At 69.2% G+C, this 26,506-nt stretch carries 23 protein-coding genes; 16 read left to right on the forward strand and 7 right to left on the reverse strand.

From position 1 onward, the window contains the following. Positions 1 to 1,511 (reverse strand): DEAD/DEAH box helicase (locus V8688_RS22540; protein ID WP_342801635.1); only part of this gene is annotated, 1,511 nt, incomplete at its 3' end. A gap of 458 nt (positions 1,512 to 1,969) precedes the next feature. Here V8688_RS22540 and V8688_RS22545 point away from each other — a divergent pair. Then, complete coding sequence (locus V8688_RS22545; RefSeq protein WP_342801636.1) at positions 1,970 to 3,022, forward strand: alpha/beta fold hydrolase; 1,053 nt, start codon at positions 1,970 to 1,972, stop codon at positions 3,020 to 3,022. Between the two features lie 28 nt (positions 3,023 to 3,050). After that, the gene (locus tag V8688_RS22550) at positions 3,051 to 3,740 is read left to right on the forward strand and encodes a ferritin-like fold-containing protein (RefSeq protein WP_218718039.1); all 690 of its coding nucleotides are present in this window, start codon (positions 3,051 to 3,053) and stop codon (positions 3,738 to 3,740) included. A gap of 3 nt (positions 3,741 to 3,743) precedes the next feature. Here the strand turns inward: V8688_RS22550 and V8688_RS22555 are convergent, their stop codons facing one another. Further along, positions 3,744 to 4,616 carry a helix-turn-helix transcriptional regulator gene (locus V8688_RS22555; RefSeq protein WP_342801637.1) on the reverse strand — a complete coding sequence of 291 codons (873 nt, stop codon included), beginning with the start codon at positions 4,614 to 4,616 and terminating at the stop codon, positions 3,744 to 3,746. A gap of 100 nt (positions 4,617 to 4,716) precedes the next feature. Here V8688_RS22555 and V8688_RS22560 point away from each other — a divergent pair, with 100 nt between their 5' ends. Both V8688_RS22560 and V8688_RS22565 read left to right on the forward strand, forming a co-directional pair. After that, positions 4,717 to 5,253, forward strand: a complete 537-nt coding sequence (locus V8688_RS22560) for a YceI family protein (protein WP_218718038.1) — start codon at positions 4,717 to 4,719, stop codon at positions 5,251 to 5,253. A gap of 100 nt (positions 5,254 to 5,353) precedes the next feature. After that, positions 5,354 to 5,581: a DUF3107 domain-containing protein gene (locus V8688_RS22565; protein ID WP_218718037.1), complete on the forward strand. Its 228-nt coding sequence runs from the start codon at positions 5,354 to 5,356 to the stop codon at positions 5,579 to 5,581. Between the two features lie 71 nt (positions 5,582 to 5,652). On the opposite strand, the gene V8688_RS22570 is transcribed toward V8688_RS22565, so the two are convergent. Continuing rightward, positions 5,653 to 6,315, reverse strand: a complete 663-nt coding sequence (locus V8688_RS22570) for a TetR/AcrR family transcriptional regulator (RefSeq protein ID WP_019048689.1) — start codon at positions 6,313 to 6,315, stop codon at positions 5,653 to 5,655. Between the two features lie 270 nt (positions 6,316 to 6,585). On the opposite strand from V8688_RS22570, the gene V8688_RS22575 reads away from it, so the two are divergent. The 7 genes from V8688_RS22575 to V8688_RS22605 all read left to right on the forward strand — a co-directional run bounded on the left by V8688_RS22575 (position 6,586) and on the right by V8688_RS22605 (position 15,152). Beyond that, complete coding sequence (locus tag V8688_RS22575; protein WP_218718036.1) at positions 6,586 to 7,596, forward strand: DUF3152 domain-containing protein; 1,011 nt, start codon at positions 6,586 to 6,588, stop codon at positions 7,594 to 7,596. Positions 7,597 to 7,876: 280 nt separating this feature from the next. Further along, positions 7,877 to 9,058 carry an adenylyltransferase/sulfurtransferase MoeZ gene (gene moeZ / locus V8688_RS22580; protein ID WP_218718035.1) on the forward strand — a complete coding sequence of 394 codons (1,182 nt, stop codon included), beginning with the start codon at positions 7,877 to 7,879 and terminating at the stop codon, positions 9,056 to 9,058. A 112-nt stretch (positions 9,059 to 9,170) separates the two neighbouring features. Further along, a complete protein-coding gene (locus V8688_RS22585; protein ID WP_342801638.1) occupies positions 9,171 to 10,022 on the forward strand; it encodes a TIGR02569 family protein in 852 nt (283 codons plus the stop codon). 170 nt (positions 10,023 to 10,192) lie between these two features. Then, on the forward strand, positions 10,193 to 12,049 hold the full coding sequence (locus V8688_RS22590) for an SCO2524 family protein (RefSeq protein WP_308248450.1): 1,857 nt from the start codon (positions 10,193 to 10,195) through the stop codon (positions 12,047 to 12,049). 4 nt (positions 12,050 to 12,053) lie between these two features. Then, entirely contained in the window at positions 12,054 to 12,974 is a 921-nt protein-coding gene (locus V8688_RS22595) for an SCO2523 family variant P-loop protein (RefSeq protein WP_218718033.1), read from the forward strand. Positions 12,975 to 13,141: 167 nt separating this feature from the next. Next, the gene (locus V8688_RS22600; RefSeq protein WP_218718045.1) at positions 13,142 to 14,143 is read left to right on the forward strand and encodes an SCO2522 family protein; all 1,002 of its coding nucleotides are present in this window, start codon (positions 13,142 to 13,144) and stop codon (positions 14,141 to 14,143) included. A gap of 40 nt (positions 14,144 to 14,183) precedes the next feature. Next, complete coding sequence (locus V8688_RS22605; RefSeq protein ID WP_342801639.1) at positions 14,184 to 15,152, forward strand: SCO2521 family protein; 969 nt, start codon at positions 14,184 to 14,186, stop codon at positions 15,150 to 15,152. Here the strand turns inward: V8688_RS22605 and V8688_RS22610 are convergent, their stop codons facing one another. The 4 genes from V8688_RS22610 to V8688_RS22625 all read right to left on the reverse strand — a co-directional run bounded on the left by V8688_RS22610 (position 15,153) and on the right by V8688_RS22625 (position 19,063). Beyond that, on the reverse strand, positions 15,153 to 16,010 hold the full coding sequence (locus tag V8688_RS22610; protein WP_342801640.1) for a hypothetical protein: 858 nt from the start codon (positions 16,008 to 16,010) through the stop codon (positions 15,153 to 15,155). Next, entirely contained in the window at positions 16,007 to 16,540 is a 534-nt protein-coding gene (locus V8688_RS22615) for a GNAT family N-acetyltransferase (protein WP_218718030.1), read from the reverse strand. Before V8688_RS22615 ends, V8688_RS22610 begins: the two co-directional genes overlap by 4 nt. A 159-nt stretch (positions 16,541 to 16,699) precedes the next feature. After that, on the reverse strand, positions 16,700 to 18,184 hold the full coding sequence (locus V8688_RS22620; protein WP_218718029.1) for an MFS transporter: 1,485 nt from the start codon (positions 18,182 to 18,184) through the stop codon (positions 16,700 to 16,702). Between the two features lie 207 nt (positions 18,185 to 18,391). Then, on the reverse strand, positions 18,392 to 19,063 hold the full coding sequence (locus V8688_RS22625) for a FadR/GntR family transcriptional regulator (RefSeq protein WP_218718028.1): 672 nt from the start codon (positions 19,061 to 19,063) through the stop codon (positions 18,392 to 18,394). Between the two features lie 189 nt (positions 19,064 to 19,252). On the opposite strand from V8688_RS22625, the gene V8688_RS22630 reads away from it, so the two are divergent. From V8688_RS22630 to V8688_RS22650, 5 genes are all read left to right on the forward strand, one after another. Beyond that, positions 19,253 to 20,509 (forward strand): MFS transporter, encoded by a 1,257-nt coding sequence (locus tag V8688_RS22630; RefSeq protein ID WP_316575869.1) that lies wholly within the window; start codon positions 19,253 to 19,255, stop codon positions 20,507 to 20,509. A 266-nt stretch (positions 20,510 to 20,775) separates the two neighbouring features. After that, positions 20,776 to 22,233, forward strand: coding sequence for a nitrate/nitrite transporter (locus tag V8688_RS22635; RefSeq protein ID WP_218718026.1), 1,458 nt, complete (start codon positions 20,776 to 20,778; stop codon positions 22,231 to 22,233). Between the two features lie 30 nt (positions 22,234 to 22,263). Beyond that, the gene (gene nirB / locus V8688_RS22640; protein WP_316575867.1) at positions 22,264 to 24,813 is read left to right on the forward strand and encodes a nitrite reductase large subunit NirB; all 2,550 of its coding nucleotides are present in this window, start codon (positions 22,264 to 22,266) and stop codon (positions 24,811 to 24,813) included. A 63-nt stretch (positions 24,814 to 24,876) separates the two neighbouring features. Beyond that, complete coding sequence (gene nirD / locus V8688_RS22645) at positions 24,877 to 25,278, forward strand: nitrite reductase small subunit NirD (RefSeq protein WP_218718024.1); 402 nt, start codon at positions 24,877 to 24,879, stop codon at positions 25,276 to 25,278. Positions 25,279 to 25,282: 4 nt separating this feature from the next. Then, on the forward strand, positions 25,283 to 26,506 hold a 1,224-nt coding region (locus tag V8688_RS22650; RefSeq protein WP_342801641.1), incomplete at its 3' end, for a uroporphyrinogen-III synthase.

The raw sequence follows: 26,506 nt of genomic DNA on the forward strand, positions 1-26,506 counted from the left end.
CGGCGGGCCGGTTTGTCGCCCTCGGTGGCGTCGTCGACCGGGGCCGCCGTCTCGTCGGTGCTCGCGTCGGCTTGCGTCGGCTCGGTGGCCGTGGCATCGGCCTTGCCGCCCCTGGTGCGGCGGCGGGAGCGGGTCGACTTGGGACGCTCGGCGCGCTCCTCGACGACGTCGCCCTCCTCGCGGACCGGCTTCGGCTTGCGGACGACGCCGGTGACGCCCTCCGGGATGCCGAGATCGGCGTAGAGGTGCGGCGAGCGGGAGTAGGTCTCGGCCGGCTCGGGGATGCCCAGGCCCAGCGCCTTGTCGATCGACGCCCAGCGGTGCAGCTCGTCCCAGTCGATCAGGGTGATCGCGACACCGGTGCGGCCCGCGCGGCCGGTGCGGCCGATCCGGTGCACGTAGGTCTTCTCGTCCTCGGGGCACTGGTAGTTGATGACGTGGGTGACGTCGTCGATGTCGATGCCGCGTGCGGCGACGTCGGTGGCCACGAGCACGTCGATGCTGCCCTTGCGGAACTTGGTCAGTGCCTTCTCACGGGCGATCTGGCCCAGGTCGCCGTGCACCGCGCCGACCGCGAAACCGCGCTCGGCCAGATCGTCGGCGACCTTCTGCGCGGTGCGCTTGGTGCGGGTGAAGATCATCGTGGCGCCGCGGCTCTCGGCCTGCAGCACGCGCGCGACCAGCTCGCTCTTGTCCAGCGCGTGCGCGCGGTAGACGAACTGCGCGGTGCGGTCGTGCACGGCGGAATCGTTGGCCAGCTCGGCGCGGATGTGCGTCGGCCTGGTCAGGAACGTGCGGGCCAGGGTGATGATCGGGCCGGGCATGGTGGCCGAGAACAGCATCGTCTGACGCTTGTCGGGCACCATCGACAGGATGCGCTCGATATCGGGCAGGAAGCCCAGGTCGAGCATCTCGTCGGCCTCGTCCAGGACCAGCACGCCGATCTTGCCGAGGATCAGGTGGTTCTGGTTCGCCAGATCCAGCAGGCGGCCGGGGGTGCCGACGACCACGTCCACGCCCTCGCGCAGCGCGGCGATCTGGGTGTCGTACGGGCGGCCACCGTAGATGGCGGCGACCTTCAGCGAACCCTGGTGGTTGGTCAGGTACTTGCTCGCGTTCTCCAGGTCCTTGGTGACCTGGATGCACAGCTCGCGCGTCGGCACGATGACCAGGGCGCGCGGGGTGCCGTCGAGCGGGGTGGTGCCGGTGTCGGCGGTGGCGATGCGGTGCAGCAGCGGGACGCCGAAACCGAAGGTCTTGCCCATGCCGGTGCGGGCCTGACCGATGAGGTCCTCACCGGCCAGCGCCAGCGGCAGGGTCAGTTCCTGAATCGCGAAGGTGCGTTCGATCCCGATCTCGCCGAGCGCGCGCACGATTTCCTCCCGCACGCCCAATTCGGCGAAACTCGGCGGGATGTGGGTGTTGTCCAGTTCGGCCGTCAGGAGAGTGTCGGTCAAACCGGGTTCCTGTTCGACAGTGATCTTGCTCAGGGTTCGTGCCTTCCTCGTCATTGCATCTCGCACGCACGAGGTGGGGCGGGCCGGTCGGCCCGCGACGACCACATATCCGCCTGTGATACTCACCGGGCCTGCACCGATCGCTAGCGCGTCGTCGGTGCGGCACATCGGTGATGCGGATTCGGTGCGCGCACATTTTCCATGGACATCGCCGCCGTCCGCCCGCGCTGACCGCCGGTGGAGCGCAGCGCCCGCGAGAGCGGGAGTGTCGCGCCCGCAGGGTCTGCCGGGGCGAGGAAACTAGCGTTGTCCACGGTGATTGTAGCGTGATATTGTTCGCAACCCGAATTTCGGCTCGTCGCAGCGCGGGGTGAATACCGGCGCGCCGTCACATTCCGGTGGTCCCGCGGTGTGTCACAGCACAATTCGGCGGCGCGGAATTCGCGCGTGTCCGGCGCGTGTAACAGAACTCACTTGGTACCGCCGGTACCGGGTGTGAGACATTCTTGGGCGTGAGCATCACCGAGACCGTCACCACCGCCGCGCGCAACGCGTGGGCGCTGAGCTTCGGCGCGGGCATCGAAGCGCCGGACCCGGCGCCCTCGACCGTGCTGTGGGACGAGCCGCACCGTCTGCTGCGCCGCTACGATTCCGAATCGTCTTCGGCCACAACGGATTCCGCGGTACTGCTGGTGCCACCGCTGGCCGCGCCCGCGACCTGCTTCGACCTGCGCCCGGACCAGAGCCTGGCGCGGCACCTGGTCTCGACCGGCCGCTCCACCTACCTCGTCGACTACGGCGACATCTCCTTCGCCGATCGCCGGATGGGCTTCGAGGACTGGGTCACCGACATCCTGCCCGAGGCGATCCTGCGCACCAGCGCCGATCGCGGCGGCGCCCCCGTCGACCTGGTCGGCTGGTCCATCGGCGGCGTCTTCGCCCTGCTCACCGCGGCCGCGAACCCGGAACTGCCGATCCGCTCGGTGACCGGCGTCGGCTCGCCGCTGGACTACAACAAGATGCTCGGGATGCCGCAGCTGCGCGCGGTCGCGAGCATCACCGGCGGCCAGGCCACCACCGCGCTGGTGCGGGCGGCGGGTGGCATTCCCGCGCCGCTGGTCAAGATCGGCTACCGGCTCGCGGCCATCGACCGTGAGCTGGCCCGGCCGCTGTTCCTCGCGAACAACATCACTCGCACCGAGACGCTGGCCAAGATGGAATCCATCGACCGGTTCCAGGCCGCCATGCCCGGCTACCCCGGCCGCTTCTACGGTCAGATCTGGGGCCGGTTCATCCTGGCCAACGACATCGGCCGGGGCAGGCTCGAGCTGCGCGACCGCGTCATCGAGCTCGCCGACGTGCGGGTGCCGGTGCTGCTGGTCGGCGGCACCGCCGACGTGATCACGCCCAAGGCCGCCGTCGAGGCGGGCCTGCGCACCCTCACCGGATCGCCCTCGGTCACCTACGAGGTCGCGCCGGGCAGTCATCTCGGCATCCTCGCCGGGCCCGACGCCCGTCACACCACCTGGACCTACCTCGACAAGTTCCTGGCGGAGCGCGACTGATCATCGATCGGGACTAAGGTTGACAGTCATGGGAGCACAGACCTCTGCCGCGTCGGATGTTGTCTCGACCGAACCGCTCGCCGCGGATCACCCGGGGGTGACCGAGCTGTTCGCGGTCGTCGCCTACGGTGAGATCTCCGCGTTCTACCGGCTGGCCGAAGAGGCCAAGCTGGCGCCGTCGCTGCGCGGCCGGGTGGCCGTGGCCAAGATGGCCGCCGCCGAGCTGGCGCACTTCGAGACCCTGGAGGCGGCCCTGGCCGCGCGGGGCGCCGACCCCGAGGCCTCGATGGCGCAGTACCAGGGCGCGCTGGACTCCTACCACGCCTCCACCGACCCCTCGACCTGGCTCGAGTCGATGGTCAAGTTCTACGTGGGCGACGGCCTGGCCGCCGACTTCTACACCGAGATCGTCGGCGTGCTCCCCGCCGAGGTCGCCGACGTGGTGCGCGAGGTGCTCGCCGAGACCGGCCACTCCCAGTTCGTCGTCGACGAGGTGCGCAGCGCGGTGGCGGCCAGCCGCTCCGAGCGCGACCGCCTCACCCTCTGGGGCCGCAGGCTGCTCGGCGAGGCGATCACCCAGGCGCAGTACGTGATGGCCCAGCGCGACGAGCTGGCCGAACTGGTGCTGGCCGCGACCGGCGACCTCAACGGCATCGCCACCCTGTTCGACCGCATGCAGGAGCGCCACGCCGCCCGCATGGCCGAACTCGGCTTGTAGGACCTACTCGCCGACCGCGTGCCCGGGCACCAGGCGCAGCTCCGGCGCACGGGTCGCGGCCTCCCTCGGCAACCAGACGACGACCTGCTGATCGCGTTCGGCGGCCAGGGTCTGCACCGTGAAGGTGACGGTGCCGCGGACCGGATGCTCGAAACCGAGCAGGGTGGGAACGTCCTCGGCCAGCCGGTGCGGTTGCCAGCGCCGGGCGAATTCCGGCTCGGCGCACAGGTGGGTGATGATCCCGGCGACCCGGTCGTCCTCGGGACGGCGCAGCCGGGTCCGGGCCAGCTGGTCGGCCAGATGATCGGCGAGCCGGGCCCAGTCGGTCACCGTGACGCGGGCCTGCGCGTGCCGGAAGGTCCAGACGGCCAGGTTCACCTGGTCGGGATCGTCGAGCAGGCCGATCGGGCCGACCAGATCGGCCCACGCGCTGTTCCAGGCCAGCACGTTCGCCCGCGGGCCGAGCACGAACGCGGGCGTCGGCGTCATCGCGTCGACGACGCCGCGCAGCGCGGCGGGCACCTGATCGAGTTCCGGATCGAACGCCGTGCTCGGGCAGCGGGCTTCGGCGCTGCTGGTCAGCGCCAGCCAGCCGAAGTGCGCGCGCTCGGTGTCGTTGAAGCGCAGCGCGGTGGCCAGCGCGTCGACGACGGCCATCGACGGATTGCTGTCACGCCCCTGCTCGAGCCGGGCCAGGTAGTCGGCGCTGACGCCGGCCAGCACCGCGACCTCCTCGCGGCGCAGGCCGGGGGTGCGTCGCCTGCCGCCGCCGGGCAGACCGACCTCCTCGGGCCGCAACTCGGCCCGGCGCGCGACCAGAAGTTCCGCGAACGCCGAGCGGGCGCCGTGCCGATCTGTCATGTCTTCGCCTGCCATGTCTCGATGGTGCCCGGTCCCCGCTCCCGCAGCCACGCCCTGCGGGGTCCAGGATAAGCGCGGTCTGGTTAGCGGACCACGGTCCGGTGAGGGTGGAGGCATGACTTCCTCGACACAGACCCAGCAGCTGAAGACCGGATCGTGGGCGCTGGACACCCACCACTCCTCGGTCTCGTTCACGGTGCGCCACCTCGGCATCGCCAAGGTGCGCGGCGGCTTCACCCGCTTCGAGACCGAGTTCGTGGTCGACGAGACCGGCGCGGCCACCATCGGCGCCACCATCGCCCTCGACTCGTTCGACACCGGCAACGCCGACCGCGACGCCCACATCCGCGCCGCCGACTTCCTCGACGTCGCCAACCGCCCGACCCTCACCTTCCGCGCCACCGGACCGGTGCGCGTCGCCGAGTCCTTCACCGTCGCGGGCGAGGCCACCCTGGGCACTGTCACCCAGCCGGTCACCCTCGACGTCGAGTGGGGCGGCGTCGCCGACTTCCCCGACGGCACCCGCCACGCCGGCTTCTCCGCCGCCGGCACGATCAAGCGCACCGACTTCGGCGTCGGCGTCCCGATGCCGGGCATGCTGTCCGACACCGTGAAGATCGAGCTCGAGATCGAACTGGTCGAGCCCGCCTGACCCCGTTCGCTCAGAGCGCAGGCGGGCATGACACCGGCGTCGCCCGCCTGCATTAGCCTGGAGTCGACAACACAGGACTCTTACGTTCGGAGGTTTGGCCGTGGAGGTCAAGATCGGTATTTCGGATAGCCCGCGCGAGCTCATCATCAACAGCGCGCAGAGCCCTGACGAGATCGAGGCGCTGGTCTCCGAAGCGCTGAGCGGCGCGAGCGGTGTGGTGTCGCTGACCGACGAGAAGGGGCGCAAGTTCCTGATCCAGTCGGCCAAGGTCGCCTACGTCGAGATCGGCTCGCCCGCCACCGGCCGCGTCGGCTTCGCCACGGTCTGAAGGTCCTGACACCGAAAAGCCCCGCACCGGATTCCGGTGCGGGGCTTTTCGTCTGGTCTGGGCCGGTGCGCTCAGCCGATCGGGTGCAGGGGGACGTGCTTGAGGCCGCCCCAGGCCAGCGCCACGGTGGTGTCGACCGCTTCGTCCTTGGGGATCGGGCGGTCGGCCTCGAGCCAGTAGCGCGCGGTGAACTGGCTGGCGCCGACCAGGCCGACGGCCAGGATGCGGGCCCGGTAGGGGTCCAGGCCGGAGTCGTGGGCGACGAGGTCGAAGACCGCGTCCACACACGCCTCGGTGGCCTGCTCGACCCGGCGCTGCACCTGCGGTTCGCTGGTCAGATCGGATTCGAAGACGAGGCGGAAGCCCTGCATCTCGTTGTCGACGAAATCGAAGTACGCGGCGACCGCCGCGCGCACGCGCTGTTTGTTGTCGGTGGTGGAGCGCAGCGCCTGGCGCACGCTCGACACCAGGATGTCGACATAGTTCTGCAGCACCGCCAGATACAGCTCCAGCTTGCTCGCGAAGTGCTGGTAGAGCACCGGCTTGCTGACGCCGGCCACCTGCGAGATCTCGTCCATGCCCGCGGCGTGGTAGCCACGCTGGACGAACACTTCGCTGGCGGCGAGCAGCAGTTGCTGGCGTCGCTCGTCACGGGGCAGCCGGGTGCCGCGCTTTGCCGGGACCGTTTCCGGCACCGATCGGCGCGAGGTCATGCGGTCCACGAGGTCTGTCATCTCGGCTCTCTTTGTCGTTTACCCCGGCCCAGGGGTGCGGTCCGGTGTCCCACGAACGATACCCGCACGGTGTTCCCATCAAGTTTCGCCCTGGAAATGTAGTACCAGTCCCCAGGGTTCGCCGGGCCGTAACCGCGTGATCTCCTGCGGCCGCCGCGAGGTCGCGCTTGCGCACTGTGAGAATCTGGTGGGGTGACCGACCGACCGGAACGACCATCCGGCGGCGGGCGCGATGTCGCTCGCCCCACGCAACCCACCGAGTCCGGTTCCGTGACGTCGGCGCCAGAAGGGCGAGAACTGCAGGTCTACGACCCGCTCGGGCTCTACCAGCCCGCCGACAAGTCGCGGCAGCCGCTGCGCGCCCACTGGAACCCCACCGACGCCGACACCGGCCGACCGCGCAGCCCGCAGCGGGAGGCCAAGAAGCAGAGCGCGATCGGCCGATTCGTGCGCCGCTACGGCTGGCGCGCCTACGCGCTGCCGGTATTGCTGGCCGTCACCGTGTTCGTCGTCGTCGACGCGATGCGCGCGAGCCCGATGCCCGCCGCGACCGAGCCCGGTTTCGGCGCGCTGAGCCCGAAGATCGCCCAGTCCGGCATCATCGGCGCCCCGCCCGGTGACGGGAAGTTCCCCGCCGATCTGCCGCTGGGCGCGCTGCCCGAGGGCGGCGAGTACGTCGACCGCGCGGCGGGCACCTGGCACGTGGTGCCCGGCACCAGCCCGCAGGTGGGCGCGGGCACCGAGCGTGTGTTCCGCTACACCGTCGAGGTCGAGGACGGCATCGACACCGCGCCCTTCGGCGGCGACGCCGCCGTGGCCAAGATGGTGGAGACCACCCTGGCCAACCCCAAGAGCTGGACCCACGACCCGCGCTTCGGTTTCCAGCGCGTCGACACCGGCGAACCCGATTTCCGGCTCTCGCTGACCTCCCGCGAGAGCACCCGCGCCGCGTGCGGATTCGAGATCCCGATCGACTCGTCCTGCTACAACGCCGACATCGACCGCGTGGTGCTCTCGGAGGTGCGCTGGGTGCGCGGCGCGCTCGCCTTCGACGGCGACATCGGCTCCTACCGGCAGTACCAGATCAACCACGAGGTCGGCCACGCCATCGGCTACCACGGGCACCAGCCCTGCGAGACCGACGGCGGCCTGGCGCCGATCATGATGCAGCAGACCTTCGGCACCAAGAACAACGACATCGCCCTGCTCGACCCGCACGGCGTGGTCCCCGCCGACGGCAAGACCTGCCGCTTCAACCCGTGGCCGTACCCGAGAGGGTGACGGTCGCGGTGATGCGCGACCATGGACGGGAAGAACCCCGCGGCAGGCGACGTTGTCACCAATGCCAACCCGTACGGTTTTCGGCCGCCTCGCCGTCGAGGGGCGAGGCGTAACGGCGTAGCCGGAGCCTCGCCCCTCGACGGCGAGGTCACGAGGCCGAAAACCCGCGGCGCCAGCCGCCAACAAGCACAGGAGCTCTGACGTGTCATTCAACGGGTCCCTGCCGCCGCNAGGCCGAAAACCCGCGGCGCCAGCCGCCAACAAGCACAGGAGCTCTGACGTGTCATTCAACGGGTCCCTGCCGCCGCTCGTCGAGCCGGCCGCGGAACTGACCAAGGACGAGGTCGCTCGCTACAGCAGGCACCTGATCATCCCCGATCTGGGCGTCGACGGTCAGAAGCGCCTGAAGAACGCCAAGGTGCTCGTGATCGGTGCGGGTGGTCTGGGTTCACCCGCCCTGCTGTATCTGGCCGCGGCCGGTGTCGGCACCCTCGGCATCGTCGAGTTCGACGAGGTCGACATGTCGAACCTGCAGCGCCAGATCATCCACGGCGAGTCCGATATCGGCCGTTCGAAGGCCGACAGCGCCCGCGATTCCATCCGGGAGATCAACTCCGGGATCGACGTGCGGCTGCACAAGATCCGCCTGGAGCCGGACAACGCGGTCGAGCTCTTCCGCGAGTACGACCTGATCGTGGACGGCACCGACAACTTCGCCACCCGCTACCTGGTCAACGACGCCGCCGTCCTCGCGGGCAAGCCCTATGTGTGGGGCTCGATCTACCGCTTCGAGGGCCAGGTCTCGGTGTTCTGGGAGGACGCTCCCGACGGCCGTGGCATCAACTACCGCGACCTGTACCCGGAGGCCCCGCCGCCGGGCATGGTCCCCTCCTGCGCCGAGGGCGGCGTGCTGGGCGTGCTGTGCGCCTCGATCGGTTCGGTGATGGTGACCGAGGCGATCAAGTTGATCACCGGCATCGGTGAGACGCTGCTCGGCCGGCTGATGGTCTACGACGCACTGGACATGAACTACCGCACCATCAAGCTGCGCCGCGATCCGGAGCGTCAGCCGATCACCGGGCTGATCGATTACGAGGCGTTCTGCGGTGTGGTCTCGGAGGAGGGCATGGCCGCCGCGGCCGGGTCCACGATCACCGCCGCCGAGCTGAAGGATCTGCTCGACGCGGACAAGGTCGAGTTGATCGACGTCCGCGAGCCGGTGGAGTGGGACATCGTCCACATCGACGGCGCGACGTTGATTCCCAAGGACCGCATCCTGTCCGGCGAGGCGCTGGCCGAGTTGCCGCAGAACAAGCCGATCGTGTTGCACTGCAAGACCGGTATCCGTTCGGCGGAGGCCCTGGCGGCGCTCAAGCTGGCCGGTTTCGCCGACGCCACGCATCTGCAGGGCGGCGTCGTCGCCTGGGCCAAGCAGGTCGATCCCTCGCTGCCGGTGTACTGATCCGGTAACCACGCTGTTGCCGACCTCGCCGAAGATTGCGGCGAGGTCGCAAAGTGGAGTGTGCCAGCGTGCCTTCGGGCTCGGGCGGTAGCCGCGGGGTTACGGTACGGCCGTGACCTCAGTCGAACCTCCCGAGCATGTGCGGGCCACATTCGGGCTTCGCGCAGTGACACCGGTCTCCCTCGGTGACTGGGACGGTGGCTGGCGGCTGGGTGACGTGGTGCTGAGTCCGGTCGCCGATCACGCGCGGGCCGCGTGGTCGGCGAAGGTGCGCGAGACGCTCGCGGTCGACGGTCTGCGGGTGGCGCGCCCGGTGCGCGCCACCGATGGCCGGTACGTGGTCTCCGGCTGGCGGGCCGACACTTTCGTCGACGGCGCGCCGGAACCGCGCCACGACGAGGTGGTCTCGGTGTCGCTGCGGTTGCACAAGGCGACAGCGCAATTGGAACGCCCGCGTTTCCTGGTGCAGCCGCCGGTCGCGCCCTGGGTGGACGTCGATGTCTTCGTCGCCGCCGACCGGGCCGCCTGGGAATCGGTGCCGCTGCGCAGTCTGCGCGCGGGCGGCGTCCCGATTGCCGCGACCCCCGACGGGCAGCGCAGCCTGGAATTGATCGGCCAGCTGGCCACCCTGCGCAAGCCGGTGCGCAGCCCCGATCAGCTGGTGCACGGCGACCTCTTCGGCACCGTCCTGTTCGCCGGCGCGCACACGCCCGGCCTCACCGACATCACGCCGTACTGGCGCCCGGCCACCTGGGCGGCCGGCGTGGTCGTCGTGGATGCCCTGGCCTGGGGCGGTGGCGACGACGGACTGCTCGACCGCTGGGCCAGTCTGCCGGAATGGCCGCAGATGTTGTTGCGCGCCTTGATCTTCCGGCTCGCGGTACACGCCTTGCATCCGCGCTCGACCCCGGAGGCCTTTCCCGGTCTGGCCCGCACGGCGGACATGGTCCGATTGGCGCTGTAAGGGCGAATTGCGCCGATCGTGACCGATGGGTCGGATGTGATTTCAAATCCGTTGAGACCCAACGTTTCCTGGGATATCCCGTGCTATCTTCATCGAGCATCGCCGCCATGTGTCCTGCGCCGGACCGGGGGACCCGTGCGGCCCGTCACGAGCGGTGAGGATTGCTGCGGGTGAGAATCCAGCCCAGACAACAGATTCTGGATATTTGGAGCGCCATGCTCTCGGCCTGCTATCGGGACGAGAAATGGCATTGGGACGGTGTCCTCGGCGCCAATTCGATCAGTGATTCCGAACAGTTGCTGTGCCTGCTGTATCCGGCCACCGAGATCGAGAGCTTCGCGCTGGACCGTCCCGAGGCGATGTCCGACGACGTCAGGGTCGTCCTCGAGGCGTTCGGCGGCCAGGCCAGGATCGGGATCACCGTGCTCGGCCTGGTCGAGGAGTACCTGGCGCGCAACACCGCGCCCGACGGCCTGCCCCGGTTCGACGCGGGCAGCTACCTGCGCACCACCGGTGACACCGAGCCGTCGCCCGCCCAGCACGCGCTCGAGGTGGTCGACGGCTACTCCATGTCGGTGACGCTGTGCATCGCGGCGCTGGGCTTCGCGCGCGTGTTCGACCGCTGGGCGCGCACCGAGCGGCGCAAGGACATCAGCGCCAGGATCGCCGAGCTCAGTACCGGTTTGAGTACCCGGCTGACCGCCGCCATGACCGGCCTGGTGCGCAGTTTCGTGGTCAACACGGCCTCGCCGCGCTCGCCGGCCGGCAAGGTGATGCTGGGCATGCTCAACCAGTCGGGGCAGCCGGAGAAGGTCGTCGTCGACGCCGTCGCCCGCAGCCTCGATCGTGTGCGCGCCCGGCTGCGCAACGACGTCACGCTGGGCCGGGCACCGGAATCCGAACTCGACGACGAGGATCTGCTGTTCGAGTGCGGCTGGAGCTGGGGTGTGGTGCAGGGCGCCGACCCGGTCGACTTCGTCCCGGACGCGATCGGTTCCAGCGTCGGCTACGCCGACCCCAGGCCCTACCTCTACTTCACCATCACCGCCCTCGACGGCATCAACGACGTGCTCTCCCAGCGCACCCGGGAACTCGACCTGCTCGACGACACCCAGTACCGCCTGGCCGAGGCGCTGCGCATCCGCTGGGACATCACCCAGCGCTACTGGGCGACCGTCGCGCGATTCGGTAGCGGCACCTGGCCGCTGGAAGACATCCCGTGGCGCACCTCCGACGGCGAGGAATCGGACTACTTCTCCCTGCTCGTGTCCGCGGTGCTGATCCAGGAACTGGTGGCCCGCACCGCCTCCGACGACGACCTGACCCGCGCGATCGGCATCTTCGACGAGCTGGCCCGCCGCGGCCGCATCATCCGCAGGCCCACCCAGGACGACCCGTCGCTGGCCCTGCACCATCCCGGCGTCCGGATGACACTGCGCGGCAGCGAACTCGTCGACGGCGGCGGTTCCCGGCTGGAGTGGATCGCCTCGGACTTCGCGCCGGTTCTGCTCAAGCGCAGCCTGCAGGCGGCCCGGCTGTCGGGCAACATCACCGCGCGCGATCGCCTGATGGAACTCGCCAAGAAGGTGATGGACCACCTGGACCTGCGGATGATCACCGAGGGTGACGCCGCGGGCCTGTGGGACGATCCCGGCGCGGCCTTCGGCGCCGCGGCCCAGCCGGGCCAGACCCTGCCGTCCTGGTACATGACCGAGCGCGTGATCGAATGCCTGGTCACCGCCGACCGCACCTACCGGGAGGCGCCGTTGCGCTCACCGGCCATGGTGGTGCGCGCGGTCGAACTGCTCAACGAGGCCGAGCACCTGCTCAACCAGGAGATGCTCAATGTCAGCGTCGAGGACACCTCGGCCAACCGCATCGCGCTCGACGGTGTCGAGCAGCAGCTGGCCCGGGCCAGAGACGTGGTGAATCTGCAACCGGGAACGGCGTTCACGCTCGCCTCGGCGGCCCTGATCGAACTCGACCGGCTCGCCTACGCTCGTCTCGACGCGATGAGGAGCACGTGATCCCATGATCGTTTTCGCCACCTCGGACAAGGGCGGCACCGGACGGTCGGTGACCAGTTGCAATCTGGCCTACCGGCTGGGATTGCGCGGGATCAGCACGGCCTACCTCGACTTCGACTTCGGCTCGCCGACCGCGGGCGCGCTGTTCGAGATCAGCGCGGTGGAGCGGGGCACCGCCTCCGGCAGCGGCCTGCACTCGTACCTGCGCGGCCACAACAGCCTGCCGCAGCGCATCGACGTGCGGGCCAACACCAACCGGGACGCGTTGCGCAGCCAGCGATCTCGCGGCGGCAAGCTGGTCCTGCTGCCCGGCGACGAGGGCGGCGGCGAGGCCATGTCGGCCAACGACGCGCACGTGGTGCGCCGCTGCCGCGAGCTGCTGCTCGACCTGGACAGCACCTACAAGGTGGTCATCGTCGACCTGAGCGCCGGCCGGTCGGTGGCCATGCAGATCGCGCTGGAAGCGACGCGTCCCCAGGACATGCCGGACAAGGAGGTGTGCTGGCTGGTCTACCACCGCTGGACTCGGCAGCACCTGATGGCCGCCCAGGGCCTGGTGCACGGGCCCAAGGGCCTGCTGAAGACCGGCGTCGAACTCGGCTACGCCCCCGACGACCTGCTGGCCCGGATCCGCTTCGTCCGCACCGCCGTTCCGCGTGTCACCGACGAGCACGCGGCCAACGGCGGACCCCAGGCGGCGTGGCTGCTCAAGCAGAACGACGCGCTGCGCTCGCTGGCGGCCGAGTACCGGCTCGGGGCAGGCGCGCTGCTGGGGGAGACGCCGGTCGAGCCCGTGCTGCAGTGGCGGGAGCAGATCGTGCTCGACGCGGATGTGAACGCGGGTATCGCCAATCGCGCCACCGTCGACGCGTTCGAGGAACTGGCGCGGCGGCTGTGGGATCGCGCGACGTGGGTGCGGGTGTAACCGCAGGACGACGCCGGGTGGGGACGATGCGCGCAATCGCGACAAAACTTGCGAAAGGGACTGGGGGAGGAGAAAATTCGACCGGGCGTGTCCGATCGATGGGCGCGCCGACGTGATGGCTAGAATCGCGACGATTCTATCCGGACGGGTTGACAGGGGCTGTGGTTGTGGGTGGCGCCGTCTACGCCGAGTCGACGGCGTCAGTGCGTGTCGAGGATGTACCGCTGTCGCATGTGTCCATCGAGGTCGGGCACTTCTACATGTCGGATCTGCTCAACGGTGAAGCGACGATCGCCGCCCAATTCCGGCGCGTGGCACCACTGCTCGAGGCGTTCACCGAGATCGCCAGGCAGGACTTCGCCGAGGCCGCAGGCGGTGCCTCGCGGGTGCGGGTGAGCACCTGCTTCCTGCTCGACGACTACTTCCAGACCGACGCCGATCCGCGCCGGATCGTGCCGAAACTGCTGCGTATCGCGCAGGAGTGCGGCGTCCGGATCGACTACCTGGCCAGTGAGGCCGGGTGCAGCCGGTATCTGCGCCGTCAGCACGACGAACCGCGGATCCCGCTGGCCCAGATGGTCGCCGACTCGATCGTGGCCGAACCGGCGCCGGGCAGTACCGGGCGCAGGCCACCGACCGCGGAATCCGGCTGGCTGTGCAACGGCGAGCGGTCCAGCGACCACGAGCCGGGCCACGCCATGGAGGTCAGCTACCGGCCGCCGGTGGAGTTCGCGGCGCGCAATCACAACATCTTCCTCGACGTCGAGATGTGGCGGGACCGGGGCGCCGGCCAGGACGTGCTGTGGTCGTGTCCGTTCCTGGCCTCGGTCTGGCAACTGCTGCGCCTGGGGATGCTGCGCTACGAGGGCAGGGCCATCGTGGACGCCGAGTACTGGCAGCCGGGCCACGAATGGCCGGCGCGCTGGGCGGACTTCCCGAGCGTGATCCGGCTGCAGGAGCGGGCGGCGCCGTTCGCCGCGTTCCGCTCCCTGTCGCTGCTGCCGCAGCGGTACGTGGGCATCGAGCACGCGGTGCGGATGATCCTCGACCATGTGCAGCCCGACCCCGCCGTCGTCGGGCTGATCACCCGGCGTGCGAGCGAGCAGGGGATCGCGATGACCGACGACGTCACCGACCGGCTCTCGCATTTCTTCCTCAGCAGTCTCTGATCCGATGCCGTCCCCAGCGCAGACGGGCTACGCTGCAGCAATGCAACTCAGCGGTGGACCGCTGGCGCTTCTGGGTGAAGTGCGCACCGGCCTGCTCCCGGAGTCGGCGGCACTGAGCCGCGGGTCGGCGGCGGAATTGCTGACCCTGGTGCGGGGCAGGCGCGTGCAATCGCGGGAACGGCCCGTCAGCTGGGCGCGGTCCCCGGTGATCTCCGAAGGCGTCGACTGCAGGCTCGCCACCCCGACCCGCGGCCGGGTGCGGGGAGTCGGGACCGTCGCGGCCCACGCGGTCGTCCTGGGCGGGCGGATCCTGCAGAGCTCGGCGACGGCCACCGTGACCGCCGGGGAGGGTACGCATCGGCGCAGCTGGGGGCACTACCTCGGCCGGATCGGCATCGTCGAGATCCTCACCCGGATACCGCCGGACATCAGCGCTCAGCTGGTCGACGGCTTCCTCGGCCCCGCAGACGCGGCGACGGCCACGCTGGACCCGGGCGCGATCGCGGCCCGGCTGCACATGCGGGTGCGCACCGATCCGATGCTGAATCAGAAGCCGCCGATCCAGACCAGCGCGTCGCGGCTGCGCTGGGCCGCGCGGGTGGACCGCGAGCAGGCGCCGAGCATGTCGTTCGTGCTGCTCGACGAGGAGACGCGGCTGGCCTCGGTCGTGGTCGGCGACGAGGCGGAACTGACGGCGGTGCAGGGCTTCTGTGAGGACCTGGCCATGCACGACTGGCTGTTGACGGTGCTCACCGAGGTGATCGACGAGGCCGAGATGGCCGAGCTGTCGCGTAGCTCGCCCGCCCAGGTGCTCACCCCACTGCTGGAACACCTCGTGCACCTGTGGCTGCCCGGTGCGTTCACCCCCGCCCCGCTGCGTGGCCTGTGGACGGGGTTGGAGGCCGATCCCGGCTTCACCGTGCAGTGGAATTCCCGGATCGGGCAGCTGCGCGACCGGGTCGCGGTGGCGACCCTCGGGGCGCTGACCCGCAGCCAGTCGCGGTGGTGATCACAGTCGGAACAACTGGCGCACCAGCAGCGCGAAGAACACCGAGGTCGACACGATGCCGGCGTAGGACTCCACGATCAGGGTGGCCTGCGCGAACGATCCCAGCTTCGGCAGATCGTCGGTGCCTACCGGATTCAGGAAGTTCAGCAGTCCCACCCGCACGGCGGTGTTGACGCCGATCCCGGTGCTCGACAGATAGAAGACCCCGACGAACAGCGCGATCTCCACCGCGATCCAGGCCAGCAGCAGGAACGGCCGATAGCCGTAGCCGCACAGCAGATCCGAGGTCATCCCGGGCAGCCGCCGCCAGCGCGGACTGCGCGCCCTAGTCTTGGCGCGGGCCATGTTCAGGCCGCAGCGGTCCTGGCCACGCGGGTTCTCGGTGGTGGTGTGCAGGCGGTAGGCCTGCCGGTAGGCGAGCGCGGCGTGCGCGGGCAGCTTGTGCGCCGAGAGTTGTTCGCCGAGTTCCTCGTACACCTCGGCCAGCAGGATGGACTGGGTGCGGCTCAGGCGCAGCGGACCGCGGAATTCGACCTCGGCGGCGAACAGCGCGGTGAGCACGGTCTCGCAGGACAGCTCGCGCCCGGCGTTGTCGAGCATGTCCGGATCGGCGTCGCGGTAGAGATGGGCGAAGACCAGGCTGTCGCCGACCCGCCGGGTCGAGGGCGGCACGTAGTCGGCCAGGAACTGCTCGACGCGATGGTTGAGCTCGTCGAGCAGGGGGTATTCGCCCGCGGGTTCGGGCGCGCGCAGGAAATCGGCGACGACCTCGGCGAAAGCGCCCGCGTGCCTGCGGATCAGGGTGGTCTTGGAGGCGACGAAGTCGCCGAGCCGATCGTGTTCGGCGTAGTCGGTCATCCCTCGTCGACCGGCCCACGGTCCTTGTACCACCGGCGATCGGTGGGATCGGCGTTCGGCCAATCGGGAACGATGCGGTGCACCAAAAGATCTCGCGGTTCCCCCACCCCGAAATACTGGTCCTCGTAGCCCGCCCAGACGAAGCCGGAATTCTTGTACAGCGTCGCCGCGGGCACGTTCGACGGGCGAACCGTGATGAAGACGGCATCGACCTGCGACGAACGACATTGCGCGACAGCGAGATCGAGCAGCGACCGGCCCAGTCCCCGGCCCTGATAATTCGCCGAGACGGCCAGGCCGATCAGCCAGGCGGAATCCGGTCCGACGGCCACCATCGCGTACCCGCAGAGCGAACCATCCACATCGGCCACCAGCCAATGTGATCCGTGGATATCGAACAATTGCCGAATGGCGAAATAGGGGTAGGCCAGTGGCCTGAACTCGCTCGATTCGAGCTCGGCGATGGCGGCCAGATCATCGACCGTTGCGGATCGGAATCGTAACTCTGCCTGCTCGTTCGAGATGTTCAATACCGCTCACCTCTGCCGCCCCGGTGCAAGTCTGGACTCCAGGGTAAGCGCAGATCGGTGATCGCGGCCACAACCACGGACGAAAAGTGTTGTCACACAGCCGAAAGCCACGTTCGGTGAGGGGAGCCGAACGTGGCTTTCGGGGTCGCGCTGGGTGGATCAGACGCTGGCGTAGGCCAGCGAGGGCGCCCGGTCGGTGGCGAAGCTGGTGCGCAGGTAGCACCACCAGGTGACCGCCGCCATCACCAGGAACACCACGGCGTAGGCCCAGAAGGCGGGGGCCATGGTCTTGAGGTGGACGTTGGACAGGCGCAGCGCCTGCTGGACGACGAAGCCACCCGCGGCGCCGACCGCGCCGATGACACCGATGGCGGCGCCGGCCTGACGCTTGGCCGAGATGGCGGCTTCGGCGATGTCGATGCCGTGCTCGGCGGCGTACTTCTTGGAGGTGGCGTTGAAGATCGACGGGATCATCCGGTAGGTGGAACCGTTGCCGATGCCGGCCAGGACGAACAGCGCCAGGAAGGCGACCAGGTAGAGCGGGAAGCTCTTCAGGTCCACCGCGAGGACGATGAACGCGACCGAGATCGACATGCCGCCGAAGACGTAGACGGTGATCTTGGCGCCACCGCCGACCTTGTCGGCGACCCAGCCACCGAACGGACGGCTGAACGAACCGACCAGCGCGCCGAGGAAGGCGAGGTTACCGAGGGTGGTGATCCAGCTGATCTTGGCCAGGTCCGGGAAGGTGGCCTTGATCAGGGTCGGGAAGGCGAAGGAGAAGCCGATGAACGAACCGAAGGTGCCGATGTAGAGGAAGGCCATGATCCAGGTGTGGCGGTTGGTCAGGGCCAGCTTGTAGGACTTGCCGTCGGACTTCGCCTCGGCGATGGAGTCCATGAAGTACAGCGCGCCCACGGTGGCGACCGCGATGAACGGCAGCCAGAACAGCACCGCCAGGGTGATGCCGAAGCGGTAGCCGCCCGCGTCCTTGGCCATCACGTGGGTGCCGAAGGTGATCAGCAGCGGCACGATCAGCTGGGTCTGCGCGACGCCGAGGTTGCCACCGGCGGCGTTGAGGCCCAGCGCGGCGCCCTTCTTGCCCTCGGGGAAGAAGAACGAGATGTTGGCCATCGAGGACGAGAAGTTACCGCCACCGACACCGGCCAGCGAGGCCAGCACGAGGAAGACCCACATCGGCGTTCCGGGCTGGTTGACGAAGTAGAGGATGCCCAGGGTCGGGATGAACAGCATCGCCGCGCTGAAGGCGGTGAAGGCGCGACCACCGAACTTCGGGACGGCGAAGGTGTAGGGGATGCGCAGGGCGGCGCCGACCAGGGTCGGGATGGAGGTCAGCAGCAGGGCGTTGCTGACCGCGGTCGGGTTGCCCTTGCCCAGTCCGGCCAGGAAGTCGAAGCCGGCCGCGCCCATGGCGGTGACGATGGAGCCCCAGATCACCCAGATGCTGAAGCCCAGGTTCTCGGCGAAGACCGAGAACCAGAGGTTCTTGCGGGCGGTCTGCTTGCCGCCGGCTTCCCAGAACGCCGGATTGTCAGGATTCCACTGGGTCAGCCAGCGACCCTTCTTCTGATATTCGAAGGACGGGGATTCCGTCTCCTGGCCGGTGGCGGCGATTGCGGTCATCGGCTTCCTCTCGATCGGGCTCGATAGAGGCGCATCGGATTTCGTGGCGTTCGATGCGCTTCTTGCGGGGTCGAGATAAAGGTAGAAGCCGGTTGTTGCGTGACAATGGCCTCAGGTGACGTTCCAGCCAACTCACGCTCACCGTGGAAAACGCGGACCGGTGACCGGCCGGAAACCTGGATGTAGGACAGCCGCCGTTCGCTGTACTCAGCGATCGGGGTACTCGGCGATCAGCGAGCCGAGGAAACAACGGGTCGCCTGCATCGCCTTGTCGGCGTCACCGTCGATCACGGCCTGCACGAGTTCGGCGTGCTCGGTGTCGTAGGCGTCGTCGGAGCGGGCGGTGCGCGCGTGGATCACCTGCTCGATGATCGGCAGCAGCGAATCGTAGAACTCCAGGTATACCGCGTTGTGGCTGGCGACGACGATCGCGCGGTGCAGTTCCACGTCGGCGGCGATGGCGACCGGGTCGGGTTCGGTCCAGTTGCGGTTGCTGCGCTCGGCGAGCAGTCGGCGCAGGGTGGCGATGTCGGCGTCGTCGCGGCGGCGTGCGGCCAGGCCGGCGGCGGTGGTGTCGAGCGCCTGGCGGAGTTCGAGGATGTCGCGCTCCTCGGCGTCGGCGAAGAACTTGCCCAGGGTGCCGCCGACCTCGGAGGTGGCGATCACATAGGTGCCCGAGCCCTGCCTGCGTTCGAGCATGCCCGCGTGCACGAGGGCCTGGACGCCTTCGCGGACGGTGTTTCGCCCGGTCCCGGTGAGCTCGGTGAGTTCCGGTTCCGTGGGAATTCGCTGGCCCACGGGCCAACGGCCGGAACGGATCTCGGCCCGAAGCTGCTCGGTGACCTGAGCGATGAGGCTGGTTCGCCGGACGGGTTGCACGTCAGCCAGGGTACTCACCCGCCGCCCCGCGAATATCGGCCAGACTCAGGTGCGTGGAGATCTGGGGCCGCGGCAAGCCTTGGGTGCGGGGTCGGGTGAGCCCGTCCCCGTTGAGTTGTCCATGTTCTCGCGTTGGAGATCGCTCACAGTCCCTTGGCGTTAGTCATCGGGTCATCCTATGATTTGTCGGTGACCGCGACCCTCCCCGATGCCCGAACTCTGCCCGATTCCGGTACGCGCAGTCGTACCCGCGCGCTGATCGAAGGCCGCCTGCTCGTGCTGGCGGCCATTGTCATGTCCGCGCTGACGTTGCGGGCCGCGGTCACCGCGTTCAGCCCGCTGGCGGAGGAGATCGGCGCCGATATCGGGTATGGGACCGCGATCGTCGGCGTGTTCGGCATGCTGCCGACCGCGATGTTCGCCATCGCCGGGCTGGTGACGCCGCTGCTGGTGCGCCGGTTCGGGCTGGAGCGCACGGTGCTCATCGCGATGCTGCTGGCCGGGACGGGGTCGCTCACCCGCGTGTTCTCCGCGGGCACGGGCGAGCTGCTGGCCTTCTCCGGTGTGGTGCTGCTCGGGATGGGTATCGGCAATGTGGTGATCCCGCCGCTGGTGAAGCGGTATTTCGCCGATCAGCTGGCCGCGATCAGCTCCTTGTACATCGTGATGGTGCAGTTGAGCACCGTCGTCCCCGCGTTCGTCGCGGTGCCGCTGGCGGAAGACCACGGGTGGCGGATCTCGATGGGTGTGTGGGCGCTGGTCGGCTTCGCCGCCGCGGTGCCGTGGGTGTTCGTCCTGCGCGACCGCAAGGGCCGCGACCGGCACGACGTCACCGCCCTGCCCGTCGATTCGGCGACGGACACCGGCAGGATCTGGCGTTCGCCGGTGGCTTGGGGGATGGCCGCGATGTTCGGCATGACCTCGCTGACCACCTACGCCATGTTCGCCTGGCTGCCCAAGATCCTGTCCGACGCGGGGGCGAGCGCCGGTTTCGGCGGCAGCATGGTCGGCCTGTTCGCGCTGATGGGCCTGATCCCCGCGCTCGGTGCGCCGACCGTGGTCTCGCGGATGCGCAATCCGTTCCCCGTCGTGGTGGCCTGCATGGTGCTGTTCGTCGTCGCCTTCGCCGGTCTGCTGATCGCGCCCATGGGCGCGCCGGTGCTGTGGGTGGTGCTGCTGGGCCTCGGCCCGAGCACCTTCCCGATGGCGCTGACCCTGATCAACCTGCGCACCCGTACCCCGCGGGGCTCGGCGGCGCTGTCCGGGTTCACTCAGGGCGTCGGGTACGCCGTCGCCTGTGTCGGTCCGTTGCTGTTCGGCATGCTGCACACCTGGACCGGCGGCTGGCCGGCCCCGTTCGCCCTGCTCCTGGTCGCCCTCGGCGTGCTGCTGGCTGGTGCCTGGCAGGCCTGCAAACCGCGGATGCTCGAAGACACCTGGAATTGAGCCGAGAAAATCTCACCGCTCGAGTTGCACGCGTGTGCGTCGAGAGTAATGCTGTGTAGGTCACACCCTCACGGGTGATTCCGACGATTTCTGGCCGCTTCCTTACCTGCGGAAATCGTTGTGTCACACGCCGGAAACAAACGGGCTGATCTCACCTACCCGAAGCGCGGTAGGTGAGAAACCGTTGATTCGCGCGACATTTCCCGCAGCATTCCGGCAATACCCATTTCCTACCGTTGGGCCATCGCACTTTTGGGAGGCCCAACTTGAGCACGCTGAAGCGTAACCACGACATCGAGCACTGGGATGCCGAAGATGTCGCGGCCTGGGAGGCCGGCGGCAAGGACATTGCCAAGCGCAACCTGATCTGGTCGGTCTTCGCCGAGCACATCGGGTTCTCGGTGTGGTCGATCTGGTCGGTGATGGTGCTGTTCATGCCCGCCGACAAGTTCGGCATCGACCCGGCGGGCAAGTTCTTCCTGGTCGCCATGCCGACCCTGGTCGGTGGGTTCCTGCGGATCCCCTACACCGTGGCCACCGCTCGCTTCGGCGGCCGCAACTGGACGATCTTCAGCGCGCTGCTGCTGGTGGTCCCGCTGCTGCTGACGCTGTACTTCGTCACCCAGCCGGGCACCTCGTACACGACCTTCCTGGTCGTCGCCGCGTTCGCCGGTGTCGGCGGCGGCAACTTCGCCTCGTCGATGACCAACATCAACGCCTTCTATCCGCAGCGGCTCAAGGGCTGGGCGCTGGGCATGAACGCGGGCGGCGGCAACGTCGGTGTCCCGGTGATCCAGCTGCTCGGTCTGTTGGTGCTGGTCACCCTCGGCGGCGACTACGCCTACCTCATCTGCGCGATCTACCTGGTCCTCGTCGCTCTCACCGCGGTCGGCGCGGCGTTGTACATGGACAACCTGACCAACCAGAAGGCCGACCTGTCCTCCATGGGCACGGCCCTGCGGGTGCCGCAGTCCTGGGCGATCGCCTTCCTGTACATCGGCACCTTCGGTTCGTTCATCGGCTACAGCTTCGCCTTCGGCCAGGTCCTGCAGATCAGCTTCAAAGCCGGTGGCGACACCGCCGCCCAGGCCGCCGTGCACGCCGCCTCGATCGCCTTCATCGGCCCGCTGCTGGGTTCGCTGGCTCGCCCCTACGGCGGCAAGATGGCCGACCGGATCGGCGGCAGCAAGGTCGCGCTCGGCACCTTCGGCGCCATGATGGCCGCCGCGCTGATCGTGATCTCCGCTTCGACCATGGCCGACCGCAACAACGGCGTCGCCTCCGGCGCCACCATGGCCTTCCTGGTCGTCGGCTTCATCGCCCTGTTCGTGCTCTCCGGTTTCGGCAACGGCGCCGTCACCAAGATCATCCCGTCGGTGTTCGAGGCCAAGTCCAAGAGCCTGCCGCTCCCGCGTGCCGAGCAGGCCGCGTGGTCGCAGAACGCAGGCGGCGCCCTGATCGGCTTCGTCGGCGCGATCGGCTCCCTGGGCGGCGTCGGCATCAACATGGTGCTGCGCTCGTCCTACTCCGCCACCGCCTCGGCCACCACCGCGTTCTGGGTGTTCCTCGCCTTCTACGTGGTCTGCGCGGCCGTCACCTGGACGGTGTTCCTGCGCCGTCCCCGCCTGTCCGTGCCTACCGACTCCGATGTCGTGGTCGAGGCCGAGTCCCTGGTCCTCGAGGCCGAAACCAACGCTTCGTCGGCCAAGACGTCGGCTCGCTGACTACCGACCACTACCAAGGAGGTCACTCTCATGAACAGCACTCGCAAGACAGTGGTCGTGGTCGGCCACGGCATGGTCGGTCACCGCTTCGTCGAGGCCCTGCGCTCGCGCGACGAGGCAGGCGAATGGCGGATCGTCATCCTCTCCGAGGAGAAGCTGCCCGCCTACGACCGCGTCGGCCTGTCCTACTACGTCGGCAGCTGGAAGGCCGAGGAGCTGGCGCTGCCGGGTAACACCTACGACGGCGACGCCCTGGTCGAGCTGCGGCTGGGCCAGCGCGGCGAAGCCATCGACACCGCGGCCAAGACCGTCACCAGCTCCAACGGCGACGTCATCGCCTACGACGCGCTGGTCATGGCGACCGGTTCCTACCCGTTCGTCCCGCCGGTGCCCGGCCACGATCTGCCCGAGTGCTTCGTCTACCGCACCATCGACGACCTCGACGGCATCCGCGCCGCCGCCGAAGCCGCCGGTCCCGGCGCGCACGGCGTCGTCGTCGGTGGCGGTCTGCTCGGCCTGGAAGCCGCCAACGCGCTGCGGCTGATGGGCATGACCCCGCACGTGATCGAGTACAACGACCGCCTGATGCCCGCCCAGGTCGACGCCGGTGGTGGCGCGATCCTGGAGAAGCTGGTCAGCGACATCGGCCTCAACGTGCACACCGGCGTCGGCACCGCCAAGATCGTCTCGATCGAGGAGGAGGGGGCGAACAACGTCACCCTGCACCTGTCGGACGAGTCCGAGATCCACGCCTCGCTGGTGGTGTTCTCGGCCGGTATCCGACCGCACGACGCCCTGGCCAAGGCCGCGGGCCTCGAGATCGGCGCCCGCGGCGGCATCCTGACCGACCTCGCCCTGCAGACCTCGGACCCGAGCGTCTACGCCATCGGTGAGTGCGCCGCGATCGAGGGCATCTGCTACGGCCTGGTCGCCCCCGGCTACACCACCGCCGAGATCGTCGCCGACCGGCTGCTCGGCGGCGCCGGCGAGTTCCCCGGCGCCGACATGTCGACCAAGCTCAAGCTCATGGGCGTCGACGTCGCCTCCTTCGGTGACGCGCACGGCACCACCGAGGGCGCGCTCGAGGTCGTGCTGCACGACGCGGCCAAGGGCACCTACGCCAAGCTCGTCGTCTCCGACGACGCGCAGACCCTGCTCGGCGGCATCCTCGTCGGCGACGCCAGCCAGTACGCGGCCCTGCGTCCGCTGGTCGGCCGTCCGCTGCCCGCCGACGCCGCCGCGCTGATCTCGCCGGCCGGCGCCGAACTGGGCGCCGACGCGCTGCCCGACGACGCCCAGATCTGCTCCTGCAACAACGTCAGCAAGGGCGCGATCTGCGGCGCCATCGCCGAGGGCGCCTGCGACATCCCCGGCATCAAGAGCTGCACCAACGCCGGCACCTCCTGCGGTGGCTGCGTGCCGATGATCAAGAAGCTGCTCGAGCAGTCCGGCGTGGAGATGTCCAAGGCGCTGTGCGAGCACTTCACCCAGTCGCGCGCCGAGCTGTTCCAGGTCGTGCAGGTCACCGGCATCCGCACCTTCTCCGAGCTGATCGCCAAGCACGGCAAGGGCACCGGCTGCGATATCTGCAAGCCGACCGTCGCCTCGATCCTGGCCTCGACCTCGAGCGATCACATCCTCGACGGCGAGCAGGCCGCGCTGCAGGACACCAACGACCACTTCCTGGCCAACATGCAGAAGAACGGCACCTACTCGGTGGTGCCGCGGATGCCCGGTGGTGAGGTCACCGCCGAGCAGCTGATCGTCATCGGTGAGGTCGCCAAGGAGTTCGACCTCTACGTCAAGGTCACCGGTGGTCAGCGCATCGACCTGTTCGGCGCGACCGTGGAGCAGCTGCCGCTGATCTGGAAGCGCCTGGTCGACGCGGGCATGGAGTCGGGCCACGCGTACGGCAAGTCGCTGCGCACCGTCAAGAGCTGCGTCGGTTCCACCTGGTGCCGCTACGGCCAGCAGGACTCGGTCGGCATGGCCGTGCTGCTGGAGAAGCGCTACCGCGGCCTGCGCTCGCCGCACAAGCTGAAGCTGGCCGTCTCGGGCTGCGCCCGGGAGTGCGCCGAGGCCCGCGGCAAGGACGTCGGCGTGATCGCCACCGAGCACGGCTGGAACCTCTACGTCGGCGGCAACGGCGGCCTGACTCCCAAGCACGCGGTGCTGCTGGCCGGCGACCTCGACGACGAGACGCTGATCCGCTACATCGACCGCTACCTGATGTTCTACATCCGCACCGCCGACCGCTTGCAGCGCACCGCGCCCTGGCAGGAGGCGCTCGAGGGCGGCATCGACTACCTCAAGGCCGTCGTGTGCGAGGACAGCCTGGGCATCGCCGACGACCTGGAGGCCGCGATGGCCAAGCACGTCGACGGCTACAAGGACGAGTGGGCGGCCGTGCTCGAGGACGAGAACAAGCTCTCGCGCTTCGTCTCGTTCGTCAACGCCCCTGGCGAAGCCGACCCGACCATCTCGTTCGACGACAGCGGCGAGCGCAAGGTGCCTGTGCTTCTCGGCCTGCCCGGCATGCCCGCCGGTGTTGGCTCCGACACAGCAGCGGCCGGGAAATAAGCGCTTAACCCTGCGGAAACAGGGCGCCTGTACCAATAGGTAAGGCGTTCGGAGGAGGAACCGATGACCGTTATCGACACACCCACCATCACCACGGAGACGGCGACCTGGACACAGGCGTGCCGACTCGACTTCCTGATCCCGGGCCGCGGCGTTGCTGTCCTGCTCAAGGGTGGCAAGCAGGCCGCCCTGTTCCTACTCACGGACGGCACCCTCGCCGCCGTCGGCAACATCGATCCGTTCGGCCGGGCCGCGGTGATGTCGCGCGGCATCGTCGGTGATCGCGGTGGCATTCCGGTCGTCGCCTCGCCCCTGCTCAAGCAGGCTTTCTCGCTGATCGACGGTCGTTGTCTGGACGACCCGACCAAGTCCCTCCCGGTCTACGCCGTGCAACTCGACGGTGGCGTCGTCGCGGTATCCAACGAGCCGGTGCAGGTCGCGGCCCTCGAATCCTCGGACGGCTGATTTCATGACTGCTCCCACCGACAGTGGCCCCGGCCTGGCCGGCTTCACCATCGGCGTGACCGCCGCGCGCCGCGCCGAGGAATTCGGCACCTTGCTCACCCGCAAGGGCGCGACCGTGGTCTCCGCCCCCGCCATCCGCATCATCCCGCTGGCCGACGACACCGAGCTCGAGCGCGTCACCGAGCTGCTGATCGCCGATCCGCCGCAGATCACCGTCGCCACCACCGGCATCGGTTTCCGCGGCTGGATGGAAGCGGCCGAGGGCTGGGGTCTGGCCGAGACGCTGCGTGACACGCTCGCCTCGACCCGGATGCTGGCCCGCGGCCCCAAGGCCAAGGGCGCGATCCGCGCCGCCGAACTGCGCGAGGAATGGTCGCCCGCCTCGGAGTCCTCGGCCGAGGTGCTCGATCACCTGCTCGCCGAGGGCGTCGAAGGCGTCCGCATCGCGGTGCAGCTGCACGGCGCGACCACCGAGTGGGAGCCGGTTCCCGACTTCTGCGAGGTGCTGCGCTGCGCGGGCGCCGACGTGGTCCCGGTCCCGGTGTACCGCTGGGAGCCGCCCGCCGATCGCGGCCCGATGGACGCCATGATCGAGTCGATCATCTCCGGCAGCCTGGACTGTGTCACCTTCACCAGCGCCCCGGCCGTGGCCTCGCTGCTGATGCGGGCCAAGGAGACCGGCCTGCTCGAGTCCGTGCTGCACGCGCTGCGCGGGCGCGTGCTCGCGGCCTGCGTCGGCCCGATCACCGCCGCTCCGCTGGAGGAGCTCGGCGTGCCGACCACCATGCCGGGCCGTGCGCGGCTCGGCGCGCTGGCCCGCCACGTCGCCGAGGAGCTGCCGCGCCGGGCGAGCCGGATCTACGCGGCCGGTCACCTGATCAGCGTGCGTGGTGGCTGCGTCGTCGTCGACGGTGAGGTGCGTCAGCTGGCGCCCGCGCCGATGGCGTTGATGCGGTCGCTGGCCCGTCAGCCCGGCCGGGTCGTCTCCCGCGAGGACCTGCTCTCGGCCCTGCCCGGCGGCGGCGACGACACCCACGCCGTGGAGACCGCGATCGCCCGGCTGCGCGCCGGTCTGGGCACGCCCAAGGCGATCCAGACCGTGGTCAAGCGTGGCTACCGGCTGGCGCTCGACGCCGCGGACTGCTCGGACACCCCGGCGGCCCGCCCGCCGGTGCAGCCGCCGCACCAGGCCGGAATCGGCACGCCCGCCCGGTCGCCGCGCCCGGCG

Source organism: Nocardia sp. No.11 (assembly GCF_038752175.1).
GTDB classification, from domain to species: Bacteria; Actinomycetota; Actinomycetes; order Mycobacteriales; family Mycobacteriaceae; genus Nocardia; species Nocardia canadensis.